The organism is Actinomadura rupiterrae (assembly GCF_024172125.1).
Classification (GTDB): Bacteria; Actinomycetota; Actinomycetes; order Streptosporangiales; family Streptosporangiaceae; genus Spirillospora; species Spirillospora rupiterrae.
The window spans coordinates 50,133-74,868 of record NZ_JAMZEA010000018.1 but is presented as its reverse complement, the minus strand read 5'-3'; the positions used below and the strand labels follow the sequence as shown (position 1 = coordinate 74,868).

Genomic DNA, 24,736 nt, shown 5'->3' with positions numbered 1-24,736 from the left:
TTCCCACGTCGAGCGGACGTGTAGACCAGGCTCGTGCATGTGAGCTTCGCGAGTGAACCGACGCCCGGGCGGACGAACGAGGATTTCGTGGTTGCAGGCCCGGATTGGGTCGTCGTCCTAGACGGGGCGACCGCACCGCCGGGCGTCGACAGCGGATGCGTGCACAATCCCGCGTGGCTCGCGCGTCACCTGGGCGGAGCGCTGGCGGCGAGGCTTTCGGTAGAGGACGAGCGTCCGCTGGACGACCTGCTTGCCGAGGCAATCAAGACGGTGTGCGAGCTGCATGCCGACCGGTGCGATCTGGCCAACCCCGACAGCCCGTCCGCGACGGTCGCGATGCTGCGCCGCAGGGGAGACGCCCTGGAGTGGCTGGTTCTCGCTGATTCGCCCGTTATGCTGGACGTGGAAGGGGAGGTGCGAGTCATGCGAGATGACCGGGTCGACCACCTGTCCTCGTACACGCTTCAGGCCGTCCGTGCGGCCCGGAACGCGGCGGACGGGTTCTGGGTCGCGAGCACCCGTCCGGAGGCGGCGTACGAGGCGCTGAGCGGCCGGATCGACGCGGCCTCGGTCCGGCGCGCGGCGCTGTTCAGCGACGGCGCCTCGCGGCTCGTGGAACGTTTCGGGACGCTCGACTGGGACGGCCTGCTCGACCTCGCCTACAGCGCAGGTCCGCAGGCCGTCATCGAGCGCACGCGCGCAGCCGAGTCCGCAGAGCCGGACGGCGCGCGCCGAGGCAAACGCTACGACGACGCCACGGTCGCCTTGCTTCGCCTGTAGAGCGGCGGCGCCGTGTTCCGCCTGTAGAGCGGCGGCGCCGTGTTCCGCCTGTAGAGCGGCGGCGCCGTGTTCCGCCTGTAGAGCGGCGGCGCCGTGTTCCGCTTGTAGAGCGGCGGCGCCGTCCGTAGGGCCGCCGCTCGTCGGCGTAGAGGAATTCGTTTGGCCTCTACTGGCCGCGGTCGGGAGCGATGTGCGGCCACCACGCGGCGAGGTCCTCGGGGTGGTGGACGCCTTCGATGGTGAGCGTCGCGTCCATCATCGGGAAGCGTCGTCCGGCCGGGAAGTGGCGCGCGTACGAGGGCGCGTCCAGCACCACTACGCGGGTGCCGTTGATGGCCGGGATGTCCGCCGGGACGCCTTCGTTGTAGATCCATGCGCCGTGGCCGTCCACGAGGTTCCACGGGCTGGTGACGACGACCTTCCCGGGCGGGTCCTGGTTGGTGAACCATGAGACCCACTCGGGAGCGAGCGGTTCCCCGGGCATGCAACCGGGACGTCCTAGGAGCGCCCCACCGAGAAGCATGTGCAACTGGAAGTTGTCGCCGATTCCCGCGATCGTGACCGTCCAGCCTTGCCTGCTGGCACGGTCCAGGACGAGCAGCCGCTCGCCCTCCAGCACGCGCAGGAGGTCGCGCACGTAGACCATGTGCCCGTGGTGCTCGGCCAGCTCGCCGGCGAGGTGAGCGCGGCGCTCGCGATCCGAGATGGCCCCGCGCACGATCGCGGAGTTCTGCAGGATCGTGGTCGTCCCCATGGCGAACTGGGGCAGCGAGAACCAGGACAGCATCGCGCTGACGGCCGCGTCCCCGAGCTTCGGGCCGATGGTGTTCACGATCTCCTGCGAAGGCGCCGACTGCTCCATGTCGGGCGGCGCATCGCCGGTGGCCTCGCTCCATGCGCGCGCGAAGGCGAGCGCTTCGGTCATCACCTCGGTCGCGCGCTCGACAAGTGGAAGTCCCACGGCTTCGGGAGCCGCGCCGTTCTCCACCCATGCGCCGGACATGACCGCGAGCCAGCCGGCCAGGGAAGGCTGGGCCTTGGCCAGGCCGTCCGCCAGGCGCGGCAGCGCCGCCGACAGATCGTCAGGGGGGACCTGCTGTGCCATGCCCATGACCTGCGGCAACAGATCGCTGAACGCGGGGTTGTCGCCGACGGCGGCCTGGACGAGCGCATCGCAGGCCCGGTGGAAGTCCTCGGAACCCATGCGGATCACCCTGGCATATCGGATTCTAGAGCTGGATTCTAGAATCGGCGCCATGGACGCACAGGACTTCGCCGACGTCATCTCGGCCGTACGCGCCTTCGTGCGCGAGCAAGTCATTCCCCGCGAGGACGAGATCGAAGAATCCGATGCCATCCCGGAGGCGATCCGCCAGGGCGCGCGCGAGATGGGCCTGTTCGGCTATGCCCTGCCCGAGGAGTACGGCGGCCTCGGCCTGTCCCTGAGCGAGGAGGTCAGGCTGGTTTTCGAGCTCGGCTATGCCAGCCCCGCCTTCCGCTCCATGTTCGGTACCAGCAACGGCATCGCCGGCCAGGTCCTCGTGAAGTCGGGTTCGGCGGAGCAGAGGGAGGTCTGGCTGCCGCGCCTGGCGTCCGGCGAGATCGTGGGTGCTTTCGCCCTGACCGAGGCCGAAGCGGGGTCCGACCCCAGCACTCTCACCACCACGGCCCGGCGGGACGGCGACGACTACGTCATCGACGGATCCAAGCGGTTCATCACCAACGCCCCAGAGGCGGACGTCTTCATGGTGTTCGCGCGCACAGGAGGACCGGGCTCGCGCGGCATCTCCACGTTCCTCGTCCCAGGGGACGCGCAAGGCCTGAAGGTCGGGCCGCCCGACGCCAAGATGGGCCAGCGCGGCGCGCACACCGCCGAGGTCTTCTTCGACGGAGTGCGCGTTCCGGCGTCCGCGATGGTCGGGCGGGAGGGGACGGGTTTCCGCACGGCCATGGCCTCGCTCGCGCACGGGCGCGTGAGCATCTCCGCCGTCTGCGTGGGCCTCGCCCAGCGGATCCTGGACGAGACCGTCGCGTACGCGCGCGAGCGCAGCCAAGGCGGCCGCACCATCGGCGAGTACCAGCTCATCCAGGGCCTCATCGCCGACTCCCAGACCGATCTGTATGCCGGACGCTCAATGGTCGTAGAGGCGGCTCGTGCGTTCGACGCGGGGGAGGACACCAAGCTCGGGCCGTCCTGCACCAAGTACTTCTGCTCGGAGATGGTCGGACGCGTCGCCGACCGCGCCGTCCAGGTGTTCGGTGGCATGGGCTACATGCACGGCGTCCCCGTAGAGCGGTTCTACCGGGACGCCCGGCTCTTCCGGATCTACGAGGGCACGAGCCAGATCCAGCAGCTCGTCATAGCCCGGCACCTCCTCCGCTAGGCGCCCCGCAGCCCTGCCGGATTGATTTCGCACTACGCCCCGGGACCGTGTACTGTTCTTCCTGTCGCCGCGGACGGAAGAACGCGGAGGCCAGGCCCCTTTAGCTCAGTCGGCAGAGCGTCTCCATGGTAAGGAGAAGGTCTACGGTTCGATTCCGTAAAGGGGCTCAGAGAGTAAGGGCCGCATCCCGATCAGGGGGTGCGGCTCTCTTCGTATGTGCGAATCGTGATCGCCCGCGCCCAATCCCCGCGCCCAATCGCCCGTGCGCACGAGAGCGGCTACTGGGGATGAGAGCGGCCAGTGGGGACGATGATGCGGGCGTGCCCGGAAGGGCCTGGTCAGGCGTGTGCGAGATTCGCTCGTGTGCGGGCGTTGTGATAGCGTCCATCCGGTCCCAACGGGATGATTCGCAGGTCACCGCGTCAGCGGGTAGCCTGGGGTCCGGTCCGCTGCGGACCATGTGGAACCGAGTCCCCCTGCAAGCCCCGGGAGCTCGTGTTTCCCCGGTGCGGTGAACTTCCGGTATCCTTGCAATCCGGTCGTCACCGACCATCACGGCGGGGTAGCTCAGTCAGGCAGAGCAAGCGGCTCATAATCGCTGTGTCGCCGGTTCAAGTCCGGCCCTCGCTACTACCCGAACCTCTCGGCCCCCGACGGGGGCGAGAGGGCTGGGTTGAAACAGCCGGCCATCCACTCCCGGACGGCCGACCGAGAACGTCCATGTCCCTAGCCCAGAAAGGCACTCCACCGTGGCTGCCACCGACGTCCGGCCAAAGATCACGCTGGCCTGCCAGGAGTGCAAGCACCGCAACTACATCACGCGGAAGAACCGGCGGAACGACCCGGACCGCCTGGAGATCAAGAAGTACTGCCCCAACTGCCGGACGCACCGTCCGCACCGCGAGACCCGCTAGCCTCCACCGGCCGCAGCGGTCCGCGCGGGCAGCTTCGCGCTTGCCACAGACGCGCCTCAGCCCGTCCTCGCACCTACCCGCGAGGGCGGGCTGAACGTCGTTCTGTTACCGTCCCGGAGCGAGACCGGTAAGCAGGCGCTTGGGCGCGGGCGCCTGCGGACTGCGCGCGCACGAGCCTCGCACGGGCTCCTGCTCGGGAACTCCCGTTACGGGACGTCCCGTACGGGGGCTCTGCGGCTCTGCGCGCGCGAGCCTCGGACTCCGCCGGGGAGTCCGGACGCGAGCGAGAAGGACGGAGTGCATGGCGATCAACCGTGATTTCATCGGGCGGACGTTCCCGCCCAGCGAGCCCTACGAGGTCAGCCGGGTGAAGATCCGGGAGTTCGCGGACGCCATCGGCGACCCCAACCCCGTGTACCGCGACCCCGAGGCCGCCCGCGCCGCCGGACACCCCGACGTCATCGCGCCGCCCACCTTTCCGATCGTGGTCTCCCTCGGCGGGGGCGCGCTCGCCGATCCCGAGCTGGGCATCAACTTCGCCATGGTCGTCCACGGCGAGCAGCGCTTCGAGTACGTCCGCCCCGTGCGCGCGGGGGACGTCGTCACCTGCACCTCGGCCATCACCGAGATCAAGGCGATCGGCAACAACGAGAAGGTGGACATCGTCACGGACGTGAAGACGTCCGAGGGCGAGCTGGTCTGCAAGTCGTACAACACGATCGTGGAGCGGGGTGCCTGATGACCGCCAAGGTGAAGTTCGACGAGGTCAACGTCGGCGACGAGCTCCCCGCCCAGACCTACCACGTCGACAGGGCCAACCTCGTGATGTACGCGGGCGCGTCCGGCGACTTCAACCCGATCCACTGGCGTGAGAGCTTCGCCAAGTCGGTCGGCCTACCGGACGTCATCGCGCACGGCATGTACACGATGGCCCAGGGGGGCCGCTACGTGACCGACTGGGCGGGCGACCCCGGCGCCGTCCTCGACTACGGCGTGCGCTTCTCCGCACCCGTCGTCGTGCCGGACGCCGGCGGCGCCGACCTGGAGCTCACCGGCAAGATCGAGGAGAAGCGGGACGACAACACGGTCGTCATCGCCCTGACCGCGCGTGCCGAGGGCCAGAAGGTCCTCACCCGGGCCAAGGCCGTGGTGAAGCTCGCCTGAGCCGGGACCTGGCTGCTTGCGGCAGCCGAGGTTGGCGTGAGGCCAGGCTTGGCGTGGGCCGGGGTTGGCGTGGGCCGGGGGCAGGCAGTTGGGCTTGCCCGGGACCGGGCCGTCGGGCTCGCCTGAGTCGGGACGAGGGCCGCGAGTACGGTACACATGAGCCGGGGGCGGCTGGCCGCCCCCGGCTCATGCGCGCACGGGAGGGGAGACACCACGTGGCGGTGTTCGCTGAAGAGGTGAACCTGGCCGGATACACCACGCTGCGCCTCGGCGGCCCGGCCCGGCGGTTCGTCGAGGCCACCACCGAGGCCGAGGTCGTCGACGCCGTCCGGGAAGCGGACGCGGACGGCGAGCCCGTGCTGGTGCTGGGCGGCGGCAGCAACCTGGTGGTGTCGGACGAGGGCTTCCCCGGGACGGTCGTCCACGTCGGAACGCGCGGCGCCGAGCAGCTGACAGAGGCGAACGGCCGCGTCCTCATGCGCGTGCAGGCAGGCGAGGAGTGGGAACCGTTCGTGGCGCGCTGTGTCGCCGACGGTCTCGCCGGAGTCGAGTGCCTGTCCGGCATCCCGGGACGCGTGGGCGCGACGCCGATCCAGAACGTCGGCGCCTACGGGCAGGACGTCTCGGAGACCATCGTCGAGGTCCGCGCCTACGACCGCCGTTCGGGAGCGATCGTCACCCTCTCGCGCGAGGACTGTCGCTTCACCTACCGCAACAGTCGCTTCAAGCAGACGCCGGACCAGTACGTCGTCCTTGATGTGACCTACGCCCTACGCGAGTCCGACGATTCGCAGCCGATCGCCTATGCCGAGCTTGCCCGCCGCCTGGGTGCGGCGCCGGGAGAGTGCGTCCCCCTGAAGGAAGCGCGGGACGCCGTTCTGGAACTGCGCCGTGGCAAGGGCATGGTCCTGGACCCTTCGGACCCGGATACCCGCAGCGCCGGATCGTTCTTCACTAACCCGATCCTGGACCCGTCGTCCCTTGCCGAGCTTGAGCGGCGCGTCGCCGAACGCCTCGGACCGGACGCCACGTTCCCGCGCTACCCGGAAGGTGAAGGGCTCACCAAGACGTCCGCCGCCTGGCTCATCGACCGCGCGGGCTTCGCCAAGGGCCACGCTCGCGGGCGCGCGCGCATCTCATCCAAGCACACCCTCGCCCTCACCAACCCGGACGGCGGCAGCACCGAGAACCTGCTCGACCTCGCGCGCGAGGTCCGCGACGGCGTCCGCGCTGCGTTCGGCGTCGAACTGGTCAACGAGCCGGTCTTCGTAGGCGTGACCCTCTGACTCTGGACGTGCTCTGACGCGGCAAGCACCCGGCTCCCGGCCGAGCCCGGCGTCCTGCGACGCCGTCTGTGCCTGCCGCTTGAGGATCACCGAAGTGATCACCTAACCGAAACGGTAGGAGAGTGTGGCCTCGTTCGAGTTGACGAGATTAGTGATCGACCACTAACTTCGGATCCATGAGTCCACGGATGAGCGCCGACGAGCGCCGCGAGCAGACGATCCGGGCCGCCACGGCCGAGTTCGCCCGCAGCGGCTTCGAGGGCACCTCCACCGCCGCGATCGCCGAACGGGTGGGGGTCTCGCAGCCCTACCTGTTCCGCCTGTTCGCGTCCAAGCGCGCGCTGTTCCTGGCCGCCGCCGAGCGCTGCTTCGACGACATGGAACGGGTGATGCGCGAGGCGGCCGGCGGCCTGTACGGGGCCGAGGCGCTCACCGCCATGGGCCGCGCGTACCGCGGCATCCTGGTCGACGACCCGACCCTGCTCCGCTTCCAGTTGCAGATCTACGCCGCCGCGGTGGACGATCCGGAGCTGCGCGCCCTGGGGAACGCCAAGTGGGCCAGCCTCTGGCGGACAATAGGCGAGCTCTCCGGCGAGTCGGCCGAAGAGGTCATGCGGTTCGTCTCCGTCGGCATGCTGCTGAACGTGCTGACCGCCTTCAACATCCCGTTCGACACGGGTGAGCGGCTGCCGCACCTCCTGGTGGAGTGGTCGCATCACCCCGACGGGGCCTCCGCCGGAAGTCTCGCCGCCGACCACTCGCCCTCGGACCGGCCCGCCGCATCCGCGCCTTCGGCGGGGACGGGGTAGCCGCTGCACCATCGACGTCGCGCGCCTTCGGGCGCGCATTCTTACGGCCATTGAAGTTAGTGACTGATAACTACCTAGGAAGAGTCATGAAACCTCACGCCCTACGCACCTTCGTGGTGACCGGCATCGCGCTGTTCATGGTCACCCTCGACAACCTCATCGTGACGAACGCCCTGCCCGCCATCCGCGAAGACCTGGGCACCGGCCTCGAAGGCCTGGAGTGGACGGTCAACGCCTACACCCTCACCTTCGCCGTCCTGCTGCTGCCCGCGGCCTCGATCGCCGACCGGCACGGCCGGCGCCGCCTGTTCATGCTCGGCCTGGCCCTGTTCACCCTCGCCTCCGCGGCGGCGGCGCTCGCGCCGAGCATCGGCGTGCTGATCGCGGCGCGCGCCGTCCAGGGCGTCGGCGGCGCGATCCTCGCCCCGCTCACGCTCACCCTGCTCGCCCACGCCGTCCCGCCCGCCCGCCGCGCCGTGGCGCTGGCCGCATGGAGCGTGATGAGCGGCCTCGGCGTCGCGCTCGGCCCGGTCGTCGGCGGCGCCGTCACCGAGTACGCCACCTGGGAGTGGATCTTCTGGATCAACGTCCCCGCCGGACTGCTCGTGCTCGCCCTCGCCCCGCGCTTCCTGACCGAGAGCCGCGGCCCCGCCCAGCGCCTCGACCCGGTCGGCACCGTCCTGGTCACCCTCGGCCTGCTCGGCGTCGTCCTCGGCCTGGTCCGCGGCAACGAGCACGGCTGGACGAGCGCCCAGGTGCTCGTCCCCGCCATCGCCGGCATCGCCCTGCTCGCCGCGTTCGTCGCGCACGAGGCCCGCACACCGCACCCGATGATGCCCCTGCCCCTGTTCCGCTCCCGCAGCTTCACCCTGGTGAACCTGATCAGCCTCGCCATGTGCTTCGGCATGTTCGGCGTGACGTTCATCCTCATCCAGTTCCTCCAGATGATCGGCCACATGTCCCCGCTGGAGGCCGGCGTCCGCACCCTGCCGTGGACCGCCATGCCGCTCCTGGTGGCCCCGCTCACCGCGCCCCTCGCGTCCCGCCTCGGCACCCGCACCGTGATCACCCTGGCCCTGCTCCTCCAGGCCGCGGGCCTGGCCTGGCTCGCCCTCAACCTCGCGCCGACCTTCGACTACGCCGACCTGATCCCCGGCTTCGTCCTGGCGGGCACCGGCATGGGCCTCTTCTTCGCCCCCGTCACCCGCCTCGTGCTGTCGTCCGCCCCGCCCGCCCAAACCGGCGTCGCGTCCGGCATCAGCAACGTCAGCCGCCAGCTCGGCACCGTCCTCGGCGTAGCCGCACTGGGCGCCGTCTTCTCCGCCTCCGGCGACATGACGACCCCCCACCACTTCGCCACCGGCGTCACCACCGTCCTCTGGACCGCCGTAGCAGTCCTGACCACCGCAGCCGCAGCAGCCCTAGCCATCCCCACCCCCACCACCACCCCACCCGAAACAACCCCCCAAACCCCCGCAACCCAACCCACCCCCGAATCCGCCCCAGCCCTCTAACCCACCCCGCCACCCAAACAAGGCTGGCCACGCCCCCAACACGTGGCCAGCCAACCCACCCCACCAAGAACCCCCACCCCCAATCCCGCCCTAACAAGTCCACCCCCCCCCAACCGGGGCGTGCCCGCCCAACAAGGCGAGCCAGAGGCGCAGGTCAAACCCCTGTGCGGGGCCAGCGCGTCGCCCTGGCCGTGCACAACGGCGCCAACCACGAGCTCGTCGACGCCGTCCCGGGCGGGGCTGCGAGACCGGCCGCGGCAGGCCCAGTTCCGGCGCGTCGCCCTGGTTGTGCGCGACGGCGCCGACCACGAGCTTGTCGCTGCCGTCCGGGTAGCTGCTTGACCGGGCGCGGCAGGCCCAGTTCCGGCGGGCTGCCCTGGTTGTGCACGATGGTGCCGACCACGAGCTTGTCGCTGCCGTCCGAGTGGCTGCTTGACCGGGCGCGGCAGGCCCAGTTCCGGCGGGCTGCCCTGGTTGTGCACGATGGTGCCGACCACGAGCTTGTCGCTGCCGTCCGAGTGGCTGCATGACCGGCCGCGGCAGACCCAGTTCCGGCGCGTTCACGGTCAGGCTGCCCTCCCTCGGCGACGGCATCAGCTACGCCGCCTGCCGCCGCTGTCCCTCACCGCCGCCCGCGTCCCGACCCCTGACGCCGTTACCGCCACCCGTGACCCGATGCCTCGACGTCGTGCCCGACGCCAGAACCCCTGCTCTGGCGACCGCCCGGCGTCCTGGGCAAACTCCCCACAACTCCACGCCGCCAATGCCCAACGCTCTACGCCCCCCAACGTCCACCCCGCGCCACCTCCTGAAGCCGAACAAGGCGCGACGAGACGCCAACCAGGCGCCAACTGCAAGGGCACGCGACGCGATGTGGCACCCACGCCGCTGCCAACCACACAACAAGCGGAACTTGCGCACTCACCCGTAACAACCCAGGGGGTTGATCACGAAGCACCACAGCGTTCGCAAAGGCCCCGTCCCGGCCTGCCAATGCCGCACGCCCACGCATTCACCCGCGCGCCCACACATCCACTCACGTGGCGCACACATCCACCCGCGCGGCGCACACTTCCACCTGCGCACATACATCCCCCTGCGCAGCACAGAGCGATCAGCGTCGCACGCGCGCCACGCGCCACGCGGCACGCGCCACGCGCCACGTGACGCGTGCCGCGCGTCCGCTCCGGTTACCGCTTCGCGCGGGCCCTGTACCCGCGCGTCCGTGCTGCATGGCTGTGCCGTTTGGCCCGCTTCACACGGCTCGCGGCGCGCGACTACCTGGCTTGTCCGCGCTGCGCATGGCTCGTGTGCCGCGCGTCCATGCCGCGCGTCTGCGCAGTGGGTTCATGCCGCAAGGCTTGGGCTGCTTGTTCCGCGGTGCATGGCTCGTGCCACGCGTGTCCCGTTGCGCATGGCTCGCGCTGCGCGTCCGCTGCGTATGGGGCACTCCGCATGGCTCGCTTCGGGTTGTCCGCGTGGCGTCGTCCAGGCGGCGGTGCCGTACAAGTGCGCTGTGTATTTGTGCAGCGGGTTCGTGTGATGCGCGGCGGGGCGGCGCGGGAACGCCGTCCTCCCCTTGTACTGCGCAGCTGGCGCCTGCGCTCGCAACGCCCGTTCCCTGGTGGACGCCAACGGTGGACGCTTGCGTTGCTCGTTTGCAGTGGGCGTTCGTGGCCGAGCGTGGGCCGGGCGCTATGTCCAGACGGTGTGCCCGCGGACCACCCCCGTGTGGGGTGATCCTCGCCGACACATTCCGCATGGGGCATGTTCCGCGCGTCCGCGTCGCAAGGATCGTGCCGCTTGGCTCATGCCACGCGTCCACTGCCCATGTTCCGCTCGGTATGGGTCCTGTGCCGTGCGTCCGTGCGGCGCGTCTGCGTTGTGTCCGTGTTGCGTCGTCCGGGGGGTGCAGTACATGTGCTGCGCGGTTGCCGCGCGTCCGCGTTACGAGGCTGGTGCCGCTTGGCTCATGCCGCGCGTCCACTGCCCATGTTCCGCTCGGCGTTCGTCCTGCGCCGTGTGTCTGTTTGGCACGTCCGCGTTGCGAGGCTCCTGCCGCTTGGGGCGCGGTGCATGCGGCGCGGGTGGGCTGTGTGGCGTTTTGGCGTCCACTGCGTTGCGCGTGGGGGGGCGTGGGCTTGCGCGGGTGGTGTGCGGTGCGGTGCGTTGGGCTGGTGGGTGGGGTTGGGGTGGGGGTTATTCGGGGGGGTTGGTTAGCCAGGTTTCTACTTGGGTTAGGAGGCGGGATCTTAGGGGGGTGGGGGCGGCGGAGGCTTGGATGGAGTGGCGGGCCAGGTCGGCTAGTTCGGGGTCGGTGAAGTTGTGGACTTCGCGGGCCAGTTCGTACTGGCGGGCCAGGCGGGAGCCGAAGAGGAGGGGGTCGTCGGCGCCGAGGGCCAGGTGGGCGCCGGCTTCGTAGAGGGGGCGAAGGGGGACGTCGGACGGGGTGGAGGCGACGCCGAGGCTGACGTTGGAGGCGGGGCAGACCTCCAGGGCCACGCCTCGGTCGACGATGCGGGCCAGGAGGCGGGGGTCCTCGACGGCGCGGACGCCGTGGCCGATGCGGTCGGCTTCGAGGGTTTCAAGGCATTCGCGGATGCTGGCCGGGCCCAGGAGCTCGCCGCCGTGCGGGACGGAGAGGAGGCCCGCGCGCTTGGCGATGCGGAAGGCGCCCTCGAAGTCGTAGGCGCGGCCCCGGCGCTCGTCGTTGGAGAGGCCGAAGCCGACGACGCCCTGGTCCACGTAGCGGGTGGCGAGGCGGGCGAGGGTCTTGGCGTCCAGGGGGTGGCGGGTGCGGTTCGCGGCGATGACGATGCCGATGCCGACGCCGGTGGCCTCCTCGGCCTCGCGGGCGGCGGACAGGACGAGCTCGACGGTCGGTGTCAGGCCGCCGAAGCGGGCCGCGTAGCCGCTCGGGTCCACCTGGATCTCCAGCCAGCCGGACCCCTCGGCGGCCTCGTCCTCGGCGGTCTCGCGGAGCAGGCGGCGCAGGTCGTCCGGGGACTGCAGGACGGACCGGGCGATGTCGTACAGGCGCTGGAAGCGGAACCAGCCGCGTTCGTCGGTGGCGCGCAGCCGGGGCGGCCAGTCCTCGACCAGGGCGTCCGGGAGGTGCACCCCGTACTTGGCGGCGAGGTCGACCAGGGTGGAGTGCCGCATCGAGCCGGTGAAGTGCAGGTGCAGGTGGGCCTTGGGCAGCGTGGCCACCGGACGGGGACGGCGGGACTCGACCAGCGGGGACGCGGCGAACGTGGTAGGGGCCTCCATGTGCCAATGTTGCCGGATCCGGGGCCGTCCGTAACCACCGGCTCACCAGGACCATCAGTCCGGACTACCCGCCATGACCCGTTGCGGCCATGCGGCCCCATGATCCTTTGGTCGTCCCGGATGCCATCTGGAGCGGCGAAATCCCCAGTGATGCGAGCACGTCCCAGATGGGTGGCATATCGGGAACGGGTTGGTTCGGGTGTGTGGAAAATCACTCCTCGGAGGGCGCGAAGCCCCGGCCCTCGGAGGAGTGCGAAGGCCCGGCTTTCGGAGAGGCGTAAAGGCCCGGGTCGTGGAGGGGCGTGAAGGGCTGGCCGCCTGACGTGGAAGCTCTGGCTGTTGGTGTGCGGAAGGCTCGGCCGTTGGACGTGGAAGGTCCGGGCCTTGGAACGCGGAAGCCCCGGCCGGGTGGGTGGCCGGGGCTTCGGTGGAGAGGTCAGTGGGCCTCGGTGAGGAGCTTGCCGAGGCGGGAGACGCCTTCGACGAGGTCGTCGTCGCCGAGGGCGTAGGAGAGGCGGAAGTAGCCGGGGGTGCCGAACGCCTCGCCGGGGACGAGCGCGACCTCCGCCTCGTCCAGGATCAGCGCGGCGAGCTCGACCGACGACTGCGGGCGCTTGCCGCGGATCTCCTTGCCGATCAGCTCCTTGACCGACGGGTAGGCGTAGAACGCGCCCTCGGGCTCGGGGCAGAGGACGCCGGGGATCTCGTTGAGCATCCGGACCATGGTCTGCCGGCGGCGGTCGAACGAGGCGCGCATCTCGGCCACGGCCGACAGGTCGCCGGTCACGGCGGCGAGCGCGGCGGCCTGGGACACGTTGGCGACGTTGGACGTGGCGTGCGACTGCAGGTTCGCGGCGGCCTTCACGACGTCCTTCGGGCCGATCATCCAGCCGACCCGCCAGCCGGTCATCGCGTAGGTCTTGGCGACGCCGTTGAGCACCAGCGTCCGGTCGGCGAGCTCGGGCACCACGACGGGCATCGAGTGGAACTCGGCGCCGCCGTAGACCAGGTGCTCGTAGATCTCGTCCGTGATCACCCAGAGGCCATGCTCGGCGGCCCAGCGGCCGATCGCCTCGATCTCGTCGCGGGAGTAGACCGCGCCGGTCGGGTTGGACGGCGAGACGAACAGCAGCACCTTGGTGCGGTCGGTGCGGGCCGCCTCCAGCTGCTCGACGGTGACCCGGTAGCCGGTGGTCTCGTCGGCGACCACGTCCACCGGGACGCCCCCGGCGAGCTTGATCGACTCGGGGTAGGTGGTCCAGTACGGGGTGGGGACGATCACCTCGTCGCCCGGGTCGAGCAGCGTCGCGAACGCCTCGTAGACGGCCTGCTTGCCCCCGTTGGTCACCAGCACCTGCGCGGACTCGACCCGCAGGCCGGAGTCGCGCAGCGTCTTCTCGGCGATGGCGTCCCGCAGCTCCGGCAGGCCCCCGGCGGGGGTGTACTTGTGGAACCGCGGCACCCGGCACGCGGTCACGGCCGCCTCGACGATGTAGTCGGGCGTCGGGAAGTCGGGCTCGCCCGCGCCGAAGCCGATGACCGGGCGGCCCGCCGCCTTCAGCGCCTTGGCCTTGGCGTCGACGGCCAGCGTGGCGGACTCGGAGATGGCGGCGATGCGGCGTGAGATGCGGGGACGCTCAGTGCTCATGCCCGCAACGTTACCGACGCCGGGCCATGACTTCAGCGAGATATCCGCGGCACTTCGGCGAGATGCGGACGGCCGTCCGCCCCGGTCGCGGAGACATGCCGGGACGGTTTTCGGTTTCCGGTTCGACGGAAGGGCGTTCGGGGCCGTAGACTCCACTGCCTAGTGACGCGTCACCGGGATACGGCCATGTCCGCACAAGCCGTAAGCTGGTACCGGCACGAAACCGGTCCGCGAGGACCGGGGCTGCCTCCTCCGGGAGGCGTTGAAGGGCAGTGGCTCAATTGGTAGAGCACCGGTCTCCAAAACCGGCGGTTGGGGGTTCGAGTCCCTCCTGCCCTGCGAGGTGCGGTGCGCGCTTCCCCGCGCGGCCACGGGCTGCCGGGGTCCGCGCGAACAACCACGACGTGGTTGAACACGACCTATGAGGTGAACGGCGGCACAATGGCGACTGACACGCGCGACGAGGCAGCGGCCAAGGACGAGGGCAAGTCGGGCTCCGCTCCGAAGCGGACCACCCCGGCCCTGTTCGTGCGCCAGGTGATCGCCGAGCTGCGCAAGGTCATCTGGCCGACGCGCCGCGAGCTGGTCACCTACACCACGGTCTCCCTGGTCTTCGTGCTGGTCATGGTCGCGCTGGTCGCGGGCATCGACTGGGGTCTGCAGAAGGGCGTGTTCTGGCTCTTCGGCTGATCCGCGCCGACCGCGCGGGGCACGCCGGGCGCGTGTCCCCTTCGCCGGGAGCGTGACGCTCCGGCGCCGACCGTGCGGTCCGCGTCAGCAGCACCGAGAGCCGACCAGCCCCCCGCGTCCGGTCCACCGCCGGAAAACTCCAGCCAAGCCAGTCCGAGAGAAGGTTCAGCACCGTGTCCGAGTCCTCACAGCCCCACGACGAGGCCAGCGAAGAGGCCCAGTCCGCTGCGGCTGCCGCGGCCGAGCCCACGGACGAGGCGGCCGGCGCCGTCGCGGACGCCCCGGCCGGCGAGGACGCCGCCGCGGAGGGCGACGTCACGGAGGCCGAGGCGGGCGACGCCGAGACTGGCGACGCCGAGACCGGCGACGCCGAGGCTCCGGCGGAGGACGCCGAGGGCGAGGCCCCGGCCGCCGAGGGTGAGGCCCCAGCCGAGGACGGCGAGGACGAGGCCCCCGTCGAGATCCCGGTCGACCCCTACGCCGACTTCAAGATGCAGCTCCGGCTCCAGCCGGGCGACTGGTACGTCGTGCACTCCTATGCGGGGTACGAGAACCGGGTCAAGACCAACATCGAGACCCGCACCCAGACGCTCAACATGGAGGACTACATCTTCCAGATCGAGGTCCCCCAGCACGAGGTGACCGAGATCAAGAGCGGCAAGCGGCAGAAGGTCAACGAGAAGGTCCTGCCGGGCTACATCCTCGTCCGGATGGAGCTGACCGACGAGTCGTGGGCCGCGGTCCGCAACACGCCGGGCGTCACCGGGTTCGTCGGCCTGTCGAACAAGCCGTCCCCGCTGAGCCTTGACGAGGTCGCCAAGCTGCTCGCGCCCGAGCCGGAGGAGACCCCGGAGACCAAGGCCAAGGAGACCGCGAAGATCGCCAGCACGGTGGACTTCTCGGTCGGCGAGTCGGTCACCGTCATGGATGGCCCGTTCGCGACCCTGCCGGCCACGGTCAACGAGATCAACATCGAGCAGCAGAAGCTCAAGGTGCTGGTGTCGATCTTCGGCCGCGAGACCCCGGTCGAGCTCTCCTTCAACCAGGTCTCCAAGATCTGACGACGGCTTCCCCGAACGCTCCCGCGCCACCCGGCCGGGAGCGTTCGCCTTTCCAGCCCGGACCGTCCCCCCGCGTCCGCAACCCGCCCGCGTCCGCAACCCGCCCGCGTCCGCAACCCGCCCGCGTCCGCATCCCGCCTGCGTCCCCGCCACCCGGTCCCGGCCTACCCGGCCGAGGCCCGCGCTGCCTGGACGAGCCGACGGGAGGTTTCGACGGCACCAGGACGAAGGTCTCCGTGGCCTAGACCGAGAGCTGCCTCGTGCTCAGGACTAGGGTTTCGGCGTTCCTGGGGCGAGGGTCCGTGCCCCCGGTGTTCCGTGCCCGCGGGACGAGCGTTTCGGCGGGTCCGGGGCGAGGGTTTCCGTGGCCCGGGACGAGGGTTTCCGCGGGCGTTGGACGAGGTGCTCCGGCGGATCGCCTAGACTTGCTGGCTGGCCCCGCTCCGGCGGGGAAGGCTCCGGAGGGCGCGGACGGGTCGCAGGACTCCCGCGCCGCCCGCCCCGCGTTCGCAGGGTCGGCGGAGCCGCTCTTCCCGGCTTCTACACGGCGGGCTAAGTCCCGGCCGCCGTGTTGCCCGTGCCCACGGGAGTCGAAGCCACCGCGAAACGGGACGAAGGAGGGCACATGCCCCCCAAGAAGAAGATTGCCGCCGTCGTGAAGGTCCAGCTGCAGGCCGGTCAGGCGACCCCGGCGCCGCCGGTCGGTACCGCGCTCGGTCCGCACGGCGTGAACATCATGGACTTCTGCAAGCAGTACAACGCTGCCACGGAGGCCCAGCGCGGCAACGTGATCCCGGTCGAGATCACGATCTACGAGGACCGCTCGTTCACCTTCGTCACCAAGACCCCGCCGGCCGCGCAGCTGATCCTGAAGGCCGCGGGCATCGAGAAGGGCTCGGGCGAGCCGCACAAGACCAAGGTCGGCAAGGTGACCCGCGACCAGATCCGCGAGATCGCCACCACCAAGATGCCCGACCTGAACGCCAACGACCTGGACGCCGCCGAGAAGATCGTCGCCGGCACCGCCCGCTCCATGGGCATCGAGGTCGAGTAGTACCCCGGCGCCCGCCTCGCGCGGGCGCCCAGGCTCGTCATCGAGCCGACCGTCCGTGCGCGCCCGGGTGGGCGACCGCCCGCCGCGCGCGGACGGCACCGAAGTCAGTGGCAGGGTCGCTGCGCGGCCCGTACCACGAGTCCCCAGGGAGGGAACCATGAAGCGCAGCAAGGCTTACCGCTCCGCGCAGGAGAAGATCGACAAGGACCGCCTGTACTCCCCGGCCGCCGCCGTGCAGCTGGCCAAGGAGACCGCGGCCACCAAGTTCGACGCGACCGTCGAGGTCGCGCTGCGCCTCGGCGTGGACCCGCGCAAGGCCGACCAGATGGTCCGCGGCACCGTCAACCTGCCGCACGGCACCGGCAAGACCGCCCGCGTGCTGGTCTTCGCCGGTGGCGCTAAGGCGGACGAGGCCCGCGAGGCCGGCGCCGACATCGTCGGCTCGGACGACCTGATCGAGCGGATCCAGGGCGGCTTCCTGGACTTCGACGCGGTCGTGGCGACCCCGGACCAGATGGGCAAGGTCGGGCGCCTGGGCCGGGTGCTCGGTCCGCGCGGCCTGATGCCGAACCCGAAGACCGGCACCGTCACCATGGACGTGGCCAAGGCCGTCACCGACATCAAGGGCGGCAAGATCGAGTTCCGTGTCGACCGGCACGCGAACCTGCACTTCATCATCGGCAAGGCCTCGTTCTCCGAGCGCCAGCTGGTGGAGAACTACGCCGCCGCGATCGACGAGATCATGCGTCTCAAGCCGTCCGCGGCCAAGGGCCGGTACGTGAAGAAGGCCTCGTTCACCACCTCGATGGGCCCGTCCATCCCGGTGGACCCGAACGCGGTCCGCAACCTCGCCGCCGAGCTGGAGGACTCCGCCGCCTGACGCGGCCGAGCCACCGGCAGGCCCGCTCTCTGAGGGCGGACGAGCCACCGGCCGACCCGCCTTCTGCGGGCGGACGAGCCATCGGTGAACCCGTCCTTGAGGACGGTCGAGCCGTCGGTTCGTCCGCCCGACAAGGCGGACGAGCCGTATGAAGTGGGCGTTCCCGGATTCCGGGGGCGCCCATTTCGCGTTTTCGTGCAGGACGTCCGCACATAATCCGCACAAGATGGCCAAGTGGGGTACGTCCGTGGTCGTAGCCGGGGGGCCGTGCTTCGTACCACCGGGGGATGTGGAGCGCGGCCCGCCCGCGCAGACTGAAGGTCATCAGCAGAGACCCAGTCAGCAGTGAGATCCAGGAGGCACCTTTCCATGAAGCGCCGAATCGCCGTGGCCGCCGGCGTGACCTCCGTCGGTGCCGTCCTTCTCCTGTCCGGATGTGGCGGGACGGGCTCGAAAGGCGGCACCACGGGTGACATCAAGCTCACCGCGGCCGACGCCGTGGTCAAGGCGTCCGAGAAGACCGGGAAGGCCGACACCTTCAAGGCCGACCTGACCGCCACCGACTCCGCCAAGGGCGGGTCCGTGCACGCGACCGGGCAGTTCCGGCTGCGTCCGACGCTCCAGTTCAACGCGACGCTCGACAACGTGTCCAAGGGCGGGCAGAGCCTGGGCGGGCTGAGCGGGCAGGCGATCTTCACCGGGGACACCCTGTACGCCAAGGTGCCCCAGCAGTTCAGCCAGTTCGTCGGCGGCGGCAAGCCGTGGGTGAAGATCAGCGTGGCGCAGGTCCAGCAGCAGTCCGGCATGGACGTCAAGGGCATCATCAACCAGATCCAGCAGGTCGACCCGGCCGAGCAGACCAAGATGTTCACCGCGTCGAAGGACGTGCACAAGGTCGGCACCGAGTCGGTGGACGGCACCCAGACCACGCACTACCAGGGCACCGTGACCGTCAAGGAGGCGCTGCAGCAGCTGAACGCGCAGCAGCGCGCCGACGCGCAGAAGTGGCTGGACAAGGCCGCCAACTCCGACAAGAAGCTGAACTTCGACCTGTGGGTCGACTCCGACAACCTCCCGCGCAAGATGGTCACCAAGGGCGCCGGCGCCAACGGCGACACCGGGACCGTGACCGTGCTCTACCGCGACTACGGCAAGTCCTTCAAGGTCAGCCCGCCGCCGTCCGACCAGGTCGGCGACTTCTCGCTGCAGGGCCTGTTCGGCAACAAGAACTGACCCACCCGGACGAACCGGAACGAACCCCGGACGAACTCCGGAACGAACCCCGGACGAATCCCGGAACGAACACCGGACGAATCCCGGAACGAACCCCGACCGGCCCCGGCTCCACCGGGCGCCCGGACGGCCCCGGACCGCGCGTCCGGAGCCCCGGGCACGGCCGGTTCGGATGAGGCTCCCGTCGGTGATCTCCCGTATAGTGCCGGACCCACGGTCCGTGGAGATCACCGAAAGGGAGCCTTTGTCATGAAACGTCGTCTCGCCACCGGGACCGCCGTCGCGGCGGGCCTGGTCCTCTCACTGACCGGCTGCCTCGGCTCGGGAGGGGACGACAAGGCGGGCGGCGCCAAGGCGGTCGTGCTCGCGGCGGCCGCGGTGCGCGACACGTCCGCCAAGACCTCGCAGGTCCAGTCCGTGAAGGGCGAGATCCAGACCGAGGTCACCGCGCCGGGCGTGTCCGACCCGGTCACGATGCACATGCGGATGGAGGCGAAGCTCCGGCCGGAGCCCGCCTACCGGATCACCATCGACTCGATGAACATGGGCGGCAAGTCCATGGCGGGCCAGGCCGACGGCATGGAGATGGTCCTGCTCGGCCACACGATCTACATGAAGTCGCCGATGTTCGCCCAGCTGACGCACGGCAAGCCGTGGGTGAGGCTGTCCACCACGGACCTGGGCGGCGCGGTCGGGCAGAACTTCGACAAGCTCCTCCAGCAGCAGAAGCAGGCCGACCCGACCGAGCAGGTCAAGCAGCTCACCGCGTCCAAGGACGTGCACGAGGTCGGCAAGGAGACGCTGAACGGCGTCCAGACCACGCACTACCAGGGCACGGTCTCGGTGCAGGAGATGCTGGCCAAGCTCCCCGAGGCCCAGCGGCAGCAGCGGCAGCAGAGCTTCCAGAAGCTCGGCGTCCAGTCGCTGGCGTTCGACCTGTGGGTGGACGGCAAGCAGCTCCCGGCGAAGATCGTCATGAAGACGCCGGACGACGCGTCCAGCAAGATGAACACGACGGTGACCTACACGGGCTGGAACCTCCCGGTGCAGGTCAGCGCGCCGCCCGCGGCCCAGGTCGGCAAGATGCCGAGCCTGCTCACCCACGGCGCCCCCGGCGACTGACCGAGCCTCGGCCGCCCTGCCGCGGCCTCGCCCGCCAGCGCGATTTGGCATCGGCGGTCTCCGGCGCGTAACCTGTGCACTGCCGAAGACCGCCGGTCGCCGTCCCTGTGTCCGCACAGCGGACGGCCGAAGGACTCCGAACCCGATCCGTCGGGGGACGAGCGGCCCGCGTAGGTGAGACGAGAGCTTCCCGCATGGCCTTCCCGTGGTCGTGCCTGACGCCCCGTGCGCCTGCGCCGGGGCGTTTCTGTTTTCTTCGCCCCGGCGGCTTCCCACCCAAGGTAATCGGAAGGAGGCCCATGGCTAAGGCCGAAAAGGCCACGGCGATCGCCGAGCTCAAGAACGATTTCGAGAGCTCGAACGGCGCCGTGCTGACCGAGTACCGCGGGCTCACGGTCGCCCAGCTCAAGGAGCTGCGCACCAACCTCGGCGAGAACGCGAAGTTCGCCGTGGTGAAGAACACGCTGACCAAGATCGCCGCTGACGGCGCGGGTGTGGACGACGCTTTCAAGAACCTTCTTGAGGGCCCGTCCGCCATCGCGTTCGTGCAGGGCGACGTGGTCGAGGCCGCCAAGGGCCTGCGCGACTTCGCCAAGGCGAACCCGCTGCTGGTGATCAAGGGTGGCTTCATCGACGGCAAGTCGATGGACGCCGCGGAGATCACCAAGCTCGCGGACCTGGAGTCCCGCGAGGTTCTCCTCGCCAAGCTCGCCGGCGCGATGCAGGCGTCCATGGCCAACGCCGCGGCCCTGTTCAACGCGCTGCCGACCAAGGCCGCCCAGCTCGCGGAGGCGCTGCGCGCCAAGCGCGAGGAGGCCGGCGAGACGGCCGAGGCTCCGGCCGCTCCGGCCGCGGACGAGGCTCCGGCCGAGTCCGCCGCCGACGAGGCGCCCGCCGAGTAACGGTCCGTCCGGACTGAGACCCGCGGTCATCACTGACCACACGTACCAAGCCATAGCGGAGGAAACATCATGGCGAAGCTCAGCACCGACGAGCTGCTCGACGCGTTCAAGGAAATGACCCTTCTCGAGCTCTCCGACTTCGTGAAGCTCTTCGAGGAGACCTTCGACGTCAAGGCCGCCGCCCCGGCCGCGATCGCCGTCGCCCCCCAGCAGGGTGGCACCGGCGGTGGCGAGGAGGCCGCCGAGCAGGACGAGTTCGACGTCATCCTCGAGGCCGCCGGCGACAAGAAGATCCAGGTCATCAAGGAGGTGCGCGGCCTGACCTCGCTCGGCCTCAAGGAGGCCAAGGACCTGGTCGACGGCGCGCCGAAGCCGCTGCTGGAGAAGGTCAACAAGGAGACCGCCGAGAAGGCCAAGGAGGCCCTGGAGAAGGCCGGCGCCACGGTCACGGTCAAGTAGGACCCTCCAGAGCGCTCTGCACTCAGAGTCTCTCCGCGCGAGGCGGTCGTCCCACTCCGGTGGGGCGGCCGCCTCGCCGCTTTTCCGGCCGTCCCCGGCCGTCCCCGGTCGGTTCCGGACGTCCCCGGACGGTTCTGGACACCCGGACGGTTCCGGACGGTGACGCACCCATCCCGGACGGCCACCGAACCGCTCCTAGGAGAGCTCCCGGAGGCGTGCGCACGGAGCGTGACGGGGATCCGGCTCGTGCGTGCGCGATGTGCGCTTGAGGGGAGCCGGAAGTTATCCACAAGTGAGCACGCCGGTTGTGCCCGTTCTCCCACGGCGCGTAGCGTCTCGGGCGTCAAAGGGAATCCCGGGAGCCTCGGCCGGTCTCGGACGTTCCGCCGACACCCGCCTTGAAGTGCTGGTTCTCGGACCACTAGTCTCACGGACGACGTAAGTAACGATTGTCTTACGACGTCGGTTTTTGTCGCCCCAGCGGGCTCGCGCCTCTTCCATTTCGCGCGCGGACCGCTACGGTAGTGGCACCCGCCACAGCTACCGGACGGTAGTAACCGGCCCGGCACCTGACGTCACGGCGGATGTCACGGCGGCGACCGGCGCGTCGGCCGAGACCTCGGGCAGCGCCGGCGGACAACACAACGACAACAGCAAGGCGATCCCGTCCGCGGCGCGGCGGCGCGGGACCGCACCCCGCCTGAGTGCTACTCGCTCATTGGTTCGGATTCCCCCGGCCTGGACGAAAGGTGACGAGTGGGCGTCGAAATCAGAGTCGAGGGGCTGACCAAGTCCTTCGGCCGCCAGGTCATCTGGCAGGACGTGTCGCTGAGCATCCCCGCAGGAGAGATCTCCGTCCTGCTGGGCCCCTCCGGCACGGGCAAGTCGGTCTTCCTGAAGTCGCTGGTCGGTCTGCTGAAGCCCGACCGCGGCCACATCTACATCGGCGACCGCGACCTGCCCTACCTCCCGGAGCACCAGCTCTACGAGACCCGCAAGCTGTTCGGCGTGCTGTTCCAGGACGGCGCGCTGTTCGGGTCGATGAACCTCTTCGACAACATCGCCTTCCCGCTCCGCGAGCACACCCGCAAGACCGAGGCCGAGGTCAAGCGGATCGTGCTGGAGAAGATGGACCTGGTCGGCCTGATGGGCGCCGAGGGCAAGCTGCCCGGCGAGATCTCCGGCGGTATGAAGAAGCGCGCCGGCCTCGCCCGCGCGCTGGTGCTCGACCCGGAGATCCTGCTGGTGGACGAGCCCGACTCCGGCCTCGACCCGGTCCGCACGGCCTTCCTGAACCAGGTGTTCATCGACCTGAACGCGCAGCTCGACTGCACGTTCCTGATCGTCACCCACGACATCAACACCGCGCGCACCGTGCCGGACAACATCGGCCTGCTGTACCAGCGGCACCTGGCCATGTTCGGCCCGCGCGAGATGCTGCTGTCCAGCGAGGAGCCGGTCGTCCGGCAGTTCCTCAACGCCAGCAAGGTCGGCCCGATCGGCATGTCGGAGGAGAAGGACGCCTCCGAGCTGGAGGCCGAGGCCAAGATGGGCCTCGACTCCGGCAAGCTGCCGCCGATCCCGCCGCAGCAGATGCCGAGCAACGGGCTGGTCCGGCGCGGCCAGCACGCGCCCGGCGCGTGGTGCGCGGCGCACGGCGTCACCCCGCCGCCCGGCTCGTTCATCGACGAGCTCGGCCGCAACTGGGTGGACGAGTGGCCGCGGTACGTGGCGTCGATGCAGGCCGGCCAGGCCGCGGGGGCGCCGGGTGGCGCCTTCCCGCCGCCCGCGCCGGGTCCGGGCGGTGCCGCGTACTGATGACGACCGACGGCTTCACCCCGGGGGGCATCGGGGGATCGTCCCCCTCGGGCGGTTCGACCCCCCGGCGCGCGCGGCGCGCCGGGGGAGGCGGCGGCGGTGCCGCGCTCCGCAAGATCTCCGACGGCGCGGTGAACGTCGCCGTCAAGGAACCCGGCCGGTTCTTCGCGCTGTGCCTGGACACCTTCCGCGCGATCTTCCGCTGGCCGTTCCAGTGGCGGGAGTTCATCGAGCAGTCCTGGTTCATCGTCAGCGTGACGGTCGTGCCGACGATGCTGGTCGCGATCCCGTTCGGCGGCATCCTGTCGCTGCAGGTCGGCGGCCTCATCCGGCAGCTCGGCGCGCAGTCCTACACCGGTGCGACCGCGGTGGTCGCGATCGTCCGCGAGGCCAGCCCGCTGGTGACCTCGCTGCTGGTCGCGGGCGCGGCCGGGTCGGCGATGTGCGCCGACATCGGCTCGCGGAAGATCCGTGAGGAGATCGACGCGATGGAGGTGCTGGGCATCAACCCGCTGCACCGCCTGGTCGTCCCGCGCATGTTCGCCTGCGCGTTCATCGCGCTGTTCCTCAACGGCCTGGTGTCGGTGGTCGGCCTGGTCGGCGGCTACGTGTTCAACGTGATGCTGCAGAACGGCACGCCGGGCGCGTACCTGGCGTCGTTCAACGCCATCGCGCAGCTGCCCGATCTGCTGCAGGCCGAGTTCAAGGCGTTCGTGTTCGGCATCACCGCCGGGCTCGTCGCGGCCTACAAGGGCCTGAACGCCAAGGGCGGCCCGAAGGGCGTCGGCGACGCGGTCAACCAGACCGTCGTCATCACCTTCATGCTGCTGTTCGTGGAGAACTTCATCATCTCCACGCTGTACTTCCAGTTCGTCCCGTCGAAGGGCATGTGAGCATGGCCGCCCAAGGAAGGACGGGAAGGGCCGTCAAGTCCGCCGTCAACGCGCCGCTGTCGCGGCTCGACGACTTCGGGCACCAGATGTCGTTCTACGTCCGGGCGTTCGCCTGGACGTTCCGGGTGCTGCGCCGCTACCGCACCGAGGTGCTGCGGCTGCTCGCCGAGGTGTCGCTCGGCACCGGCGGGCTCGCGGTGATCGGCGGCTCGGTGGTGATCGTCGGGTTCATGACGTTCTTCACCGGCTCGCAGGTCGGCCTGCAGGGCTTCAACTCGCTGAACACGATCGGCGTCTCGGCCTTCACCGGTTTCGTCGCGTCCTACTTCAACACCCGCGAGATCGCGCCGCTGGTGTCGGCGCTGGCGCTGTCGGCGACGGTCGGCTGCGGGTTCACCGCCCAGCTCGGCGCGATGCGGATCTCGGACGAGATCGACGCGCTGGAGGTCATGGCGGTCCCGTCGATGCCGTTCCTGGTGACCACCCGCATGATCGCGGGGATGGTCGCGGTGATCCCGCTGTACGTGGTGGGCCTGCTGGCGTCCTACGGCGCGACCCGGATCGTGGTCACGCTGTTCTACGGGCAGTCGACCGGCACCTACGACCACTACTTCCATCTGTTCCTACCGCCGAACGACATCCTGTGGTCGTTCGGCAAGGTCATCATCTTCTCGGTCCTGGTGATGCTCATCCACTGCTACTACGGCTACAACGCGAGCGGCGGCCCTGCGGGCGTCGGCGTCGCGGTGGGCCGGGCGGTGCGCACCAGCATCGTGGTGATCAACGTCGCCGACCTGCTGCTCGGCATGGCCATCTGGGGTTCCAGCATGAACGTCCGGATCGCGGGGTGACCGC

General features: G+C 70.0%; 22 protein-coding genes and 3 tRNA genes. 22 read left to right on the top strand and 3 right to left on the bottom strand.

Going from position 1 to position 24,736, the window contains the following annotated elements; genetic code table 11:
• The first annotated feature begins 39 nt into the window (after nucleotides 1–39).
• Nucleotides 40–780 carry a protein phosphatase 2C domain-containing protein gene (locus FHU30_RS43125; RefSeq protein ID WP_308211500.1) on the top strand — a complete coding sequence of 247 codons (741 nt, stop codon included), beginning with the start codon at nucleotides 40–42 and terminating at the stop codon, nucleotides 778–780.
• Nucleotides 781–946: 166 nt separating this feature from the next.
• Here FHU30_RS43125 and FHU30_RS43120 read toward each other — a convergent pair whose 3' ends face one another.
• Nucleotides 947–1,984: a hypothetical protein gene (locus tag FHU30_RS43120; RefSeq protein WP_253883513.1), complete on the bottom strand. Its 1,038-nt coding sequence runs from the start codon at nucleotides 1,982–1,984 to the stop codon at nucleotides 947–949.
• A gap of 52 nt (nucleotides 1,985–2,036) precedes the next feature.
• Here FHU30_RS43120 and FHU30_RS43115 point away from each other — a divergent pair, with 52 nt between their 5' ends.
• The 9 genes from FHU30_RS43115 (at nucleotide 2,037) to FHU30_RS43075 (ending at nucleotide 8,851) form a co-directional block, all read left to right on the top strand.
• A complete protein-coding gene (locus FHU30_RS43115; RefSeq protein ID WP_253883512.1) occupies nucleotides 2,037–3,164 on the top strand; it encodes an acyl-CoA dehydrogenase family protein in 1,128 nt (375 codons plus the stop codon).
• A 94-nt stretch (nucleotides 3,165–3,258) separates the two neighbouring features.
• Nucleotides 3,259–3,331, top strand: a tRNA-Thr gene (locus FHU30_RS43110).
• A gap of 389 nt (nucleotides 3,332–3,720) precedes the next feature.
• A tRNA-Met gene (locus FHU30_RS43105) sits at nucleotides 3,721–3,794 on the top strand.
• 119 nt (nucleotides 3,795–3,913) lie between these two features.
• Nucleotides 3,914–4,078: a 50S ribosomal protein L33 gene (gene rpmG, locus FHU30_RS43100; RefSeq protein ID WP_026404241.1), complete on the top strand. Its 165-nt coding sequence runs from the start codon at nucleotides 3,914–3,916 to the stop codon at nucleotides 4,076–4,078.
• Nucleotides 4,079–4,379: 301 nt separating this feature from the next.
• Nucleotides 4,380–4,817, top strand: a complete 438-nt coding sequence (locus tag FHU30_RS43095) for a MaoC family dehydratase N-terminal domain-containing protein (RefSeq protein ID WP_253883511.1) — start codon at nucleotides 4,380–4,382, stop codon at nucleotides 4,815–4,817.
• Nucleotides 4,817–5,242, top strand: a complete 426-nt coding sequence (locus FHU30_RS43090; protein WP_253883510.1) for a MaoC family dehydratase — start codon at nucleotides 4,817–4,819, stop codon at nucleotides 5,240–5,242. The genes FHU30_RS43095 and FHU30_RS43090 overlap by 1 nt, the downstream gene beginning before the upstream one ends.
• A gap of 215 nt (nucleotides 5,243–5,457) precedes the next feature.
• Nucleotides 5,458–6,528: a UDP-N-acetylmuramate dehydrogenase gene (locus tag FHU30_RS43085; protein WP_253883509.1), complete on the top strand. Its 1,071-nt coding sequence runs from the start codon at nucleotides 5,458–5,460 to the stop codon at nucleotides 6,526–6,528.
• A 176-nt stretch (nucleotides 6,529–6,704) separates the two neighbouring features.
• Nucleotides 6,705–7,337 (top strand): TetR/AcrR family transcriptional regulator, encoded by a 633-nt coding sequence (locus FHU30_RS43080; protein WP_253883508.1) that lies wholly within the window; start codon nucleotides 6,705–6,707, stop codon nucleotides 7,335–7,337.
• Between the two features lie 86 nt (nucleotides 7,338–7,423).
• Nucleotides 7,424–8,851, top strand: a complete 1,428-nt coding sequence (locus FHU30_RS43075) for an MFS transporter (protein WP_301324488.1) — start codon at nucleotides 7,424–7,426, stop codon at nucleotides 8,849–8,851.
• Between the two features lie 2,199 nt (nucleotides 8,852–11,050).
• Here the strand turns inward: FHU30_RS43075 and FHU30_RS43070 are convergent.
• Together FHU30_RS43070 and FHU30_RS43065 are read right to left on the bottom strand one after the other, a co-directional pair.
• Nucleotides 11,051–12,121 (bottom strand): adenosine deaminase, encoded by a 1,071-nt coding sequence (locus FHU30_RS43070; protein ID WP_253883507.1) that lies wholly within the window; start codon nucleotides 12,119–12,121, stop codon nucleotides 11,051–11,053.
• Between the two features lie 436 nt (nucleotides 12,122–12,557).
• Entirely contained in the window at nucleotides 12,558–13,769 is a 1,212-nt protein-coding gene (locus FHU30_RS43065; RefSeq protein WP_253883506.1) for a pyridoxal phosphate-dependent aminotransferase, read from the bottom strand.
• Between the two features lie 266 nt (nucleotides 13,770–14,035).
• Between FHU30_RS43065 and FHU30_RS43060 the strand changes: the two genes are divergently transcribed.
• The 12 genes from FHU30_RS43060 (at nucleotide 14,036) to FHU30_RS43005 (ending at nucleotide 24,732) form a co-directional block, all read left to right on the top strand.
• A tRNA-Trp gene (locus tag FHU30_RS43060) sits at nucleotides 14,036–14,108 on the top strand.
• A 102-nt stretch (nucleotides 14,109–14,210) separates the two neighbouring features.
• On the top strand, nucleotides 14,211–14,459 hold the full coding sequence (gene secE, locus FHU30_RS43055; RefSeq protein ID WP_253883505.1) for a preprotein translocase subunit SecE: 249 nt from the start codon (nucleotides 14,211–14,213) through the stop codon (nucleotides 14,457–14,459).
• Between the two features lie 173 nt (nucleotides 14,460–14,632).
• Nucleotides 14,633–15,520, top strand: a complete 888-nt coding sequence (gene nusG / locus FHU30_RS43050) for a transcription termination/antitermination protein NusG (RefSeq protein WP_253883504.1) — start codon at nucleotides 14,633–14,635, stop codon at nucleotides 15,518–15,520.
• A 625-nt stretch (nucleotides 15,521–16,145) separates the two neighbouring features.
• Complete coding sequence (rplK, locus tag FHU30_RS43045; protein ID WP_253883503.1) at nucleotides 16,146–16,574, top strand: 50S ribosomal protein L11; 429 nt, start codon at nucleotides 16,146–16,148, stop codon at nucleotides 16,572–16,574.
• Nucleotides 16,575–16,731: 157 nt separating this feature from the next.
• The gene (rplA, locus tag FHU30_RS43040; RefSeq protein ID WP_253883502.1) at nucleotides 16,732–17,454 is read left to right on the top strand and encodes a 50S ribosomal protein L1; all 723 of its coding nucleotides are present in this window, start codon (nucleotides 16,732–16,734) and stop codon (nucleotides 17,452–17,454) included.
• Nucleotides 17,455–17,823: 369 nt separating this feature from the next.
• A complete protein-coding gene (locus FHU30_RS43035) occupies nucleotides 17,824–18,687 on the top strand; it encodes an SCO4651 family lipoprotein (protein WP_253883501.1) in 864 nt (287 codons plus the stop codon).
• Between the two features lie 249 nt (nucleotides 18,688–18,936).
• Entirely contained in the window at nucleotides 18,937–19,809 is an 873-nt protein-coding gene (locus FHU30_RS43030) for an SCO4651 family lipoprotein (protein WP_253883500.1), read from the top strand.
• A gap of 299 nt (nucleotides 19,810–20,108) precedes the next feature.
• Nucleotides 20,109–20,711, top strand: a complete 603-nt coding sequence (gene rplJ, locus FHU30_RS43025) for a 50S ribosomal protein L10 (RefSeq protein WP_253883499.1) — start codon at nucleotides 20,109–20,111, stop codon at nucleotides 20,709–20,711.
• Between the two features lie 69 nt (nucleotides 20,712–20,780).
• Nucleotides 20,781–21,170, top strand: coding sequence for a 50S ribosomal protein L7/L12 (rplL, locus tag FHU30_RS43020; protein WP_253883498.1), 390 nt, complete (start codon nucleotides 20,781–20,783; stop codon nucleotides 21,168–21,170).
• Between the two features lie 756 nt (nucleotides 21,171–21,926).
• Nucleotides 21,927–22,988: an ABC transporter ATP-binding protein gene (locus tag FHU30_RS43015; RefSeq protein WP_308211499.1), complete on the top strand. Its 1,062-nt coding sequence runs from the start codon at nucleotides 21,927–21,929 to the stop codon at nucleotides 22,986–22,988.
• Nucleotides 22,988–23,881: an MlaE family ABC transporter permease gene (locus FHU30_RS43010; protein WP_253883641.1), complete on the top strand. Its 894-nt coding sequence runs from the start codon at nucleotides 22,988–22,990 to the stop codon at nucleotides 23,879–23,881. The genes FHU30_RS43015 and FHU30_RS43010 overlap by 1 nt, the downstream gene beginning before the upstream one ends.
• 2 nt (nucleotides 23,882–23,883) lie before the next feature.
• Complete coding sequence (locus tag FHU30_RS43005) at nucleotides 23,884–24,732, top strand: MlaE family ABC transporter permease (RefSeq protein ID WP_253883497.1); 849 nt, start codon at nucleotides 23,884–23,886, stop codon at nucleotides 24,730–24,732.
• The last annotated feature ends 4 nt before the right edge of the window (nucleotides 24,733–24,736 follow it).

What these genes read in the sequence shown, in the direction of transcription:
- FHU30_RS43115 (WP_253883512.1), top strand. Translation starts at nt 2,037, where the DNA reads ATGGACGCACAGGACTTCGCCGACGTCATCTCGGCCGTACGCGCCTTC.
- secE (WP_253883505.1), top strand. Translation starts at nt 14,211, where the DNA reads ATGGCGACTGACACGCGCGACGAGGCAGCGGCCAAGGACGAGGGCAAG.
- rplK (WP_253883503.1), top strand. Translation starts at nt 16,146, where the DNA reads ATGCCCCCCAAGAAGAAGATTGCCGCCGTCGTGAAGGTCCAGCTGCAG.
- FHU30_RS43065 (WP_253883506.1), bottom strand. Translation starts at nt 13,769, where the DNA reads ATGAGCACTGAGCGTCCCCGCATCTCACGCCGCATCGCCGCCATCTCC.
- rplJ (WP_253883499.1), top strand. Translation starts at nt 20,109, where the DNA reads ATGGCTAAGGCCGAAAAGGCCACGGCGATCGCCGAGCTCAAGAACGAT.
- FHU30_RS43120 (WP_253883513.1), bottom strand. Translation starts at nt 1,984, where the DNA reads ATGGGTTCCGAGGACTTCCACCGGGCCTGCGATGCGCTCGTCCAGGCC.
- FHU30_RS43080 (WP_253883508.1), top strand. Translation starts at nt 6,705, where the DNA reads ATGAGTCCACGGATGAGCGCCGACGAGCGCCGCGAGCAGACGATCCGG.
- FHU30_RS43075 (WP_301324488.1), top strand. Translation starts at nt 7,424, where the DNA reads ATGAAACCTCACGCCCTACGCACCTTCGTGGTGACCGGCATCGCGCTG.
- FHU30_RS43070 (WP_253883507.1), bottom strand. Translation starts at nt 12,121, where the DNA reads ATGGAGGCCCCTACCACGTTCGCCGCGTCCCCGCTGGTCGAGTCCCGC.
- rplL (WP_253883498.1), top strand. Translation starts at nt 20,781, where the DNA reads ATGGCGAAGCTCAGCACCGACGAGCTGCTCGACGCGTTCAAGGAAATG.
- FHU30_RS43090 (WP_253883510.1), top strand. Translation starts at nt 4,817, where the DNA reads ATGACCGCCAAGGTGAAGTTCGACGAGGTCAACGTCGGCGACGAGCTC.
- FHU30_RS43030 (WP_253883500.1), top strand. Translation starts at nt 18,937, where the DNA reads ATGAAACGTCGTCTCGCCACCGGGACCGCCGTCGCGGCGGGCCTGGTC.
- FHU30_RS43010 (WP_253883641.1), top strand. Translation starts at nt 22,988, where the DNA reads ATGACGACCGACGGCTTCACCCCGGGGGGCATCGGGGGATCGTCCCCC.
- FHU30_RS43095 (WP_253883511.1), top strand. Translation starts at nt 4,380, where the DNA reads ATGGCGATCAACCGTGATTTCATCGGGCGGACGTTCCCGCCCAGCGAG.
- FHU30_RS43035 (WP_253883501.1), top strand. Translation starts at nt 17,824, where the DNA reads ATGAAGCGCCGAATCGCCGTGGCCGCCGGCGTGACCTCCGTCGGTGCC.
- FHU30_RS43005 (WP_253883497.1), top strand. Translation starts at nt 23,884, where the DNA reads ATGGCCGCCCAAGGAAGGACGGGAAGGGCCGTCAAGTCCGCCGTCAAC.
- rplA (WP_253883502.1), top strand. Translation starts at nt 16,732, where the DNA reads ATGAAGCGCAGCAAGGCTTACCGCTCCGCGCAGGAGAAGATCGACAAG.